The sequence below is a fragment of the Autumnicola edwardsiae genome (genome assembly GCF_031846505.1).
GTDB classification, from domain to species: domain Bacteria; phylum Bacteroidota; class Bacteroidia; order Flavobacteriales; family Flavobacteriaceae; genus Autumnicola; species Autumnicola edwardsiae.
Genome location: NZ_JAVRHP010000005.1, coordinates 67,625 through 74,984, shown reverse-complemented (window position 1 = coordinate 74,984; position 7,360 = coordinate 67,625). Strand labels below are relative to the sequence as shown.

The 7,360-nt window shown below is 40.6% G+C and carries 8 protein-coding genes and 1 tRNA gene; 3 read left to right on the top strand and 6 right to left on the bottom strand.

From position 1 onward, the window contains the following. On the top strand, positions 1–272 hold a 272-nt coding region (locus RM529_RS02145), incomplete at its 5' end, for a malate:quinone oxidoreductase (protein WP_311483100.1). Between the two features lie 270 nt (positions 273–542). On the opposite strand, the gene RM529_RS02140 is transcribed toward RM529_RS02145, so the two are convergent. From RM529_RS02140 to RM529_RS02115, 6 genes are all read right to left on the bottom strand, one after another. Then, positions 543–616, bottom strand: a tRNA-Thr gene (locus RM529_RS02140). A gap of 8 nt (positions 617–624) precedes the next feature. Continuing rightward, positions 625–891, bottom strand: coding sequence for a hypothetical protein (locus RM529_RS02135; RefSeq protein WP_311483099.1), 267 nt, complete (start codon positions 889–891; stop codon positions 625–627). 79 nt (positions 892–970) lie between these two features. Continuing rightward, the gene (locus RM529_RS02130) at positions 971–1,426 is read right to left on the bottom strand and encodes a peroxiredoxin (RefSeq protein ID WP_311483098.1); all 456 of its coding nucleotides are present in this window, start codon (positions 1,424–1,426) and stop codon (positions 971–973) included. Position 1,427: 1 nt separating this feature from the next. Next, positions 1,428–1,838, bottom strand: coding sequence for a 6-pyruvoyl trahydropterin synthase family protein (locus RM529_RS02125; RefSeq protein WP_311483097.1), 411 nt, complete (start codon positions 1,836–1,838; stop codon positions 1,428–1,430). Further along, on the bottom strand, positions 1,835–2,353 hold the full coding sequence (gene idi, locus RM529_RS02120; protein WP_311483096.1) for an isopentenyl-diphosphate Delta-isomerase: 519 nt from the start codon (positions 2,351–2,353) through the stop codon (positions 1,835–1,837). The genes RM529_RS02125 and idi overlap by 4 nt, the downstream gene beginning before the upstream one ends. Positions 2,354–2,421: 68 nt before the next feature. Continuing rightward, on the bottom strand, positions 2,422–4,035 hold the full coding sequence (locus RM529_RS02115; protein ID WP_311483095.1) for an OmpA family protein: 1,614 nt from the start codon (positions 4,033–4,035) through the stop codon (positions 2,422–2,424). 156 nt (positions 4,036–4,191) lie between these two features. Here RM529_RS02115 and RM529_RS02110 point away from each other — a divergent pair, with 156 nt between their 5' ends. Next, positions 4,192–5,781, top strand: a complete 1,590-nt coding sequence (locus RM529_RS02110; protein ID WP_311483094.1) for a peptide chain release factor 3 — start codon at positions 4,192–4,194, stop codon at positions 5,779–5,781. A 66-nt stretch (positions 5,782–5,847) separates the two neighbouring features. Continuing rightward, positions 5,848–7,218 carry an alanine/glycine:cation symporter family protein gene (locus tag RM529_RS02105; RefSeq protein ID WP_311483093.1) on the top strand — a complete coding sequence of 457 codons (1,371 nt, stop codon included), beginning with the start codon at positions 5,848–5,850 and terminating at the stop codon, positions 7,216–7,218. The last annotated feature ends 142 nt before the right edge of the window (positions 7,219–7,360 follow it).

Sequence of the window (7,360 nt, the reverse complement as noted above, 5' to 3'; positions counted from 1 at the left end):
GAATCCTGGAATTTGGTACAGACCTGGTGCATAGCAAAGACGGGACGATAACTGCCCTTTTGGGGGCCTCTCCCGGAGCATCGGTTGCCGTACCTATTATGATTGATGTGCTGAAGGTAGCATTCCCTGAAAAGCTAAAAACTGCAAACTGGCAGGAAAAACTTTCTGAAATGGTGCCTTTCTGGAACAAGGAGATCGAGAAGAACATTGAAGACTTTCAAAAAGCACAGGCAAATTCTTCGAAGAAACTGGAGCTGGACGTACTGCATTAAAGCAGAAGCTCGATAATTGCCATTTTTGGCATTTGATTACTGAAATATCTTTTTAAAAAGAAATAAAGAGCCGAAAATTTTCATTTTCAACATCATGCTCAGGCAAGACGTTCCTATAAAAGTATCGCGGATCCTTCCTATGCTGCGGTTAGAATTGTTCTAAATTTAATCCGTGTCAAAAATTCATGTGTAAACCCCACAGGTTTTGAAAACCTGTGGGGTCTCATATACAAAAAAAGCCCCTCCACAAAAGAGGGGCTTTAAATTAAGAGCCGATGGAGGGACTCGAACCCACGACCTGCTGATTACAAATCAGCTGCTCTAGCCAGCTGAGCTACATCGGCAAAAAATATTATAAAGCATTTACTTTTTCTACTAAAGCATTCGCCTTAGTTTCAAATTCCTTATTTATTTCTTTAAAATGGTTCCTATTATCCTCAACGTCCTTTTTGTTGATCTTTGCAATTAAATCGTCAAAAGTAGCAATAGCTTCGTCTACAATAGCTTCAGATTTTGCAGGATCTTCGTTAGGATTAGCAGCCTGGTGAATATAAGCAGCATCTATGATGTCCCCCATTACATTATTCACATCTCTTTTCAATACTCTCTTACTTGCCATATTCAATAAATTTTCGGCTGCGAATTTAATCTATTTTTTGATAAGTTGAAGAAACCACTGAATAATTTTTATAAAAATTTCACTTCATTTTTTCCAAAGCAGTTAATGCTTCCGGAATATGGCGCGATGCATTCATACTATTAAACTTGTAGCGCAATATTCCCTGCATATCAAAAACAAAAGTTTCCCTTCCCGGGATCATGCCCAACAAATTTGGCTTTACACCAAATAAATCCCTGGCCTTTTTATCTTCATCTGAAAGAAAAACAAAAGGCAAGTTATACTTTGAAACAAATTTTTGATGAGACTCTTCAGAATCTGAACTTATCCCAATCACCTCTGCTCCCAATTCCTTAAAATCTTCGTACTTATCTCTGAAAGAACAAGCTTCTTTAGTACAACCGGGTGTAAAATCCTTTGGATAAAAGTAAACCACAAAAGGCTGAACACCTTTAACTGAAGAAAAGTCGAAAATATCGCCATTCTGATCCTTCAGCTCAATATCGGGAATGCTGTCGCCAATTTTTAATGCCATATTATTCGCCTTTATAGGTAACAAAGTTTCGCGGAGTTTCATAAAGCGTCACCATTAAATCCAGATCTGCTCTAAGATTGTCCCGAAGTTTATTCCAAATTACTACCGCAATATTTTCTGCAGTGGGGTTAAGGGTTTTAAACTCTTCCACCTCAACATTCAAATTTTTATGGTCAAAAGACTGCTCCACCTCATTATAGATAAGATCTTTAAGGATTTTAAGATCCATTACAAAACCGGTTTCGGGATCAATTTCTCCGGTAACGGAAACCGTTAACTCGTAATTATGGCCATGGAAATTAGGATTGCTGCATTTCCCAAAAACCGCTTCATTCTTCGCATCATCCCATTCTTTTTTAAAAAGTCGGTGGGCAGCATTAAAATGTGCTTTTCTATGGACGGTTAGCCTCATGATTTAATATAGGAATAGTATTTATCGAATATTATTTTAAACCATTCGGTATAAATATCAGGACGTTCTTTCATATCCTTCTCTACCTCTTCCAGGCTAATCCATTTCCAGTCTGCTACCTCATCTGGATTCAAATCTGGTTCTCCTTCAAACTTCCCCACCAAAATATGGTCGAATTCATGCTCTGTAAGTCCGTTGTCAAAAGGAGCTTTATAAATAAAGGAAATAGTATCCTTCAAATCTGTCGAGAAACCCATTTCTTCCTGAAGGCGCCTTTTCCCCGCCTGTATATTTGTTTCTCCCTCTCTCTGGTGGCTGCAGCAGGTATTGGTCCATAACCCGGGAGAATGGTATTTGGAAAGTGCACGCTGCTGAATCATCGTCTCTCCTTTCTCATTAAAAACGAAAACCGAAAATGCCCTGTGCAGGAGCGCCTTTTCATGAGCTTCAATCTTTTCCATGAGACCTATCTGCTCATCCTTTTCATTCACTAAGATTACCTTTTCCTTTGCCATTTTTTTTATTGAAAATCAAATGTACAAAATAGGAAATAGCTTTACCAAAATAGTTTATTCGGGACTTGCTACTTTGTGTTTTGTTTAAGCCTTCCGGAATAAAGGGAGCAATCTATAGAAAGGATAAATTCTGACCGCCTGTTAACTTCATGCTGCTTTTCGTGGCACGAGACGCCGTTTGTACAGTCGTTTAGAATTTCGGTTTCACCATAACCGCGGCCGGAAATCCGATTTTGATCTAATCCATTGTCTAAAAGATAATCCATTGTCGCCTCTACCCTGGCTTCAGAAAGTTTCTGGTTATACCCGTCATCTGCCCTGCAATCTGTATGTGAGCGAACATCCATAAGCAATTCCGGATAATCGTTCATGAAATCTGCAATCCTGTCCAGTTCCTTTTTTGCTTCAGCTTTAATTTCAGCTTTATCCAGGTCAAAATTTATGTTCTTCAACTTCAATATTTTCGCTAAATCATCTCCTATGCGGGCTGCCACAACAGAATGCTGAAAATCCTGATTTTCAAATTTTACCAGGTTTTGCTCGCGTTTTACTTCCGCAGCATAAAAACTCCAGTTAAAAAAAGTGCGCATTGCTGCAATATGTTCCTCAGAAGTACCGAAAATACTGTGCCCCGCCTGGTACATTACGAGTCCGTTTTCAGGATTGTCAAAACCATGGCCGTAAACCACAATGGCAGCTTCGGCTTTAGTTAAAGAAGGATTATCGGGAGCCGAAGGATCAATGACTATTTTCTTAACACCCGGTCTCCAGAGATTAATATCTTTTGGGTAAAATACACGTTCAGAACCATTTAAATGAGCATTATCTGCATCACCTAAATATTGAGAAACAGGATCTGCAGGCTGTAAATGCGCGTACGGTGGCGTGGCGTGACGATGTTTGTGATACGGAATTAAACCTGCACTTCCAGCTCCTGGATACCCGGCCGAGAGAAAATTAAGCTGGATTGGCTTTTTTTTATCACCTAAAGTTTCTAGGCCAACCAGGTTTTCCAGCTGACTACCAGCGTGGCAGCCTGCCCAAATAGCACCTTTAAAATCACGATTCCAGTAATATATGTTTCTGTGGGACTCAAATCTTGGCTGTGCATGCGGCATAACGAAAATATCGTCGCAAACACCTAATTCTGAAGGATTTTTCCAGTTAACCGATTTCCTGCCACCAAAGGCTTCCGCAGGAATTTCGGCAGCATCAAAAAAAGGCAGTGCGATATCTCCGTTTTGCTTATCCAGTGTCCATTTTGGAGCAATGGAAAGCGTGGTGTAAACCGGCAATTTAAGATTAGAAACTGCGAAAATACCGGTCACTCCCTTTTTTTGCCAATTTTCGATCTTTTGTTTTACGTCCTCTGTTATATAAGAAACAGGAACAACAAAGGAGCTGCTTCTAAAATTTATATTTTCATGAGTAAAATCGATCCCGTCCTTCTCTTTTTCGGGATTTATGACCCACTTTACTTCTACTTGCTCATTTTTAAGCAGATCGTATAATAAACCGTATGGTTTTAGCGCATTAGAAGATGTTTGCGGGCTTACGCCCATGTTTATTAGGTAAGAACCTGCTGCAATATGCTCCATTTGGGCCTGGGCAGCACAAATGTTAGGAAAAATAATCAATAAAATTCCCAGTGTCAGTAATTTATATTCCGAATAAAACTTCATAAAGCCCCAAATGCTCAACCTTAAAGTTACGAACTTTTAAAAAAGTGTACGCCCAAAAATGGCAATTATCGACCTTTATTCCGTGGAGAATTTGAAACTTAGTTCTTTGAAAAATTCCTGAAAATAATAGTACTTTTGCGCTTCAATTATCAATAAATGAAGAGCTTTCAGAAAGAAATAAAGAGAAGAAGAACTTTCGGTATAATTTCTCACCCAGATGCCGGTAAAACCACGCTTACAGAGAAACTATTGCTTTTTGGAGGGGCAATCCAGGAAGCCGGCGCGGTAAAATCGAACAAAATTAAGAAAGGTGCCACGAGTGACTTTATGGAAATTGAGCGGCAACGTGGGATTTCTGTAGCTACTTCTGTCCTTGCATTTGAGTACCGCGACATTAAAATTAATATTCTGGATACTCCCGGGCATAAGGATTTTGCTGAAGATACTTTTAGGACCCTTACCGCCGTAGACAGCGTTATTGTGGTAATTGACGTTGCAAAAGGGGTTGAGGAACAAACTGAAAAACTCGTGGAGGTTTGCCGTATGCGGAATATCCCCATGATCGTTTTTATTAACAAATTAGATCGTGAAGGGAAAGATGCTTTTGAACTACTCGACGAAATTGAGCAAAAGTTGAACCTCACCGTGACCCCGCTAAGTTTCCCCATAGGGATGGGTTATGATTTTAAAGGGATTTATAACATCTGGGAGCAGAATGTGAATTTATTTACCGGCGATCCCAGGAAAGATATTGAGGAAACTGTAGAGATTTCTGATCTTGCTTCTGAAGAACTTAACGAACTAATTGGCGACAACGCAGCCGATACTTTAAGAGAAGAACTGGAACTGGCACAAGGCGTTTATCCCGAATTTGATAAGGAGGCTTATCTTGCCGGAAGGCTACAGCCGGTCTTCTTTGGATCTGCATTAAATAATTTTGGAGTTCGTGAACTGTTGGATTGCTTTATTAACATTGCTCCTACCCCGCGTCCAAAAGAAAGCGATGAGCGCGTTGTTGAACCCGACGAAGATAAATTTACCGGATTCGTTTTTAAAATCCACGCCAACATGGATCCCAAGCACCGTGACCGACTTGCTTTTATAAAAATTGTTTCCGGAAAGTTTGAAAGAAACAAACCTTACCTACATGTAAGACATAATAAAAGCCTTAAGTTTTCGAGTCCGAATGCTTTTTTTGCTGAACGGAAAGAAATTGTAGATGTTTCCTATCCCGGTGATATTGTTGGTCTACACGACACCGGAAACTTTAAAATTGGAGATACTTTAACTGAAGGTGAGAATCTAATGTACCGCGGAATCCCGAGTTTTTCCCCGGAACATTTCCGTTACATCAATAACGCCGATCCTATGAAATCCAAGCAACTGGAAAAAGGGATCGACCAGTTAATGGATGAAGGTGTGGCGCAGTTATTTACACTGGAATTAAATGGAAGGAAAATTATCGGAACTGTTGGAGCGCTTCAGTTTGAAGTTATACAATACAGGCTGGAACACGAATACGGAGCCAAATGTACCTACGAAAACCTTAATGTTTTTAAAGCTACCTGGGTGGAAGCAGACAATCCGAAAAGTGAAGAATTCAAGGATTTTAAACGGGTAAAATCTAAATTTCTGGCGAAGGACAAGCAAGGTCAGTTGGTATTTTTAGCCGACTCGCAATTTTCGCTGCAAATGACCCAGCAGAAATATCCTGATATTAAATTTCACTTTACTTCTGAATTTTAAGCAGAAGTAAACTTTTTAGCGGGACTAACTATATATTTAGTATTTTCGGGCGAAACCAGAAATTCTATGGATCAACTGAATGAGCTTATTGCGGAATTTGCTTCGCTCGTATGGGGATTGCCCCTTGTGATCCTGCTCATCGGCGGCGGATTGTATTTATTGATTCTTTCCAGGTTTTTACCCTTCAGGTATTTGGGACATTCGCTGGATTTGCTCCGTGGAAAGTACGACGATCCCAATGATCCGGGAGAAATTAATCATTTCCAGGCTTTATCTACAGCACTTTCTTCTACAGTAGGAATGGGAAACATTGCGGGCGTGGCGGTCGCGATTGCATTGGGAGGACCGGGAGCGGTTTTCTGGCTCTGGATAAGCGCGATTGTGGGAATGTCAACCAAGTTTTTCACCAACACTTTAGCGGTAATGTATCGTGGAAAGGATACAGAAGGGAACATTCAGGGTGGTGTGATGTATTATATTGTGGAAGGCCTGGGAAAAAGCTGGAAACCACTTGCCGTATTTTTTGCCATTGCCGGGCTGGTGGGAGCTTTACCGGTTTTCAATGTAAATCAATTAACCCAGGCAATTAATTCAATTTTACTGGAGCCTCAGGGCATAGAAACGGGATTTGGTACTAATCTCATTATTGGAATTATTCTTACAATCATCACTTCCGCAGTAATCCTTGGAGGATTATACAGAATTAGTCGCACGGTTTCCAAATTGGTACCCGCGATGGTTGCTGTTTATTTTGTAGCCGTGATTATCATCCTTTTTGTGAATATTGCAGAATTGCCCGGTTATATGTCTATGATCTTTACCGATGCATTTGCTGCTGAAAATTATAAAGGAGAACCGCTTTTTGGAGGAATTGTAGGTGGATTAATGATTTTGGGAATACGAAGAGGCGCATTTTCCAACGAAGCCGGGATTGGAACCGCTACAATGGCGCATGGTGCAAGTAAAACTTCAGAACCCGTGCGGGAAGGTTTGGTGGCCATGCTGGGCCCGGCAATAGACACACTGGTGGTTTGTACCCTAACTGCGCTTGCCATCCTGGTAACCGGAGTATGGCAAAGCAGCGACGCCAACGGGGTTAGCCTTACCGCAGCAGCTTTTAGAAATTCCATTCCGTATGTTGGAGATTACGTATTACTGTTATGTATTGCGGCTTTTAGTATCTCCTCGCTTTTTTCCTATTCTTACTACGGAACAAAATGCCTGAATTTCTTACTGGGTGCCGAGAACAAGCATTACTATAACTATTTCTACATTCTAAGCATTCTTGTGGGTGCAACAACTTCATTGAGCATGATGATTAATCTGATTGATGGGTTTTTTGCGCTTATGGCGATCCCTACAATGATTTCTACTTTAATTCTCGCGCCAAGGGTTATGAAGGCGGCGAGGATTTATTTCAAAAAATATTTGAAATAGATTTTAGAGGGGGCAAACTAAGTTGCTAAGTGGATGCTCAGAAATGGCAATTATCGTCCTACAGTTAAGCTCAGGCTGCCTGTAATTCTAAGAGCACCGTAGAAGTACGGCTTGAACTTCCTAAACCGGAGTACCCATTTAC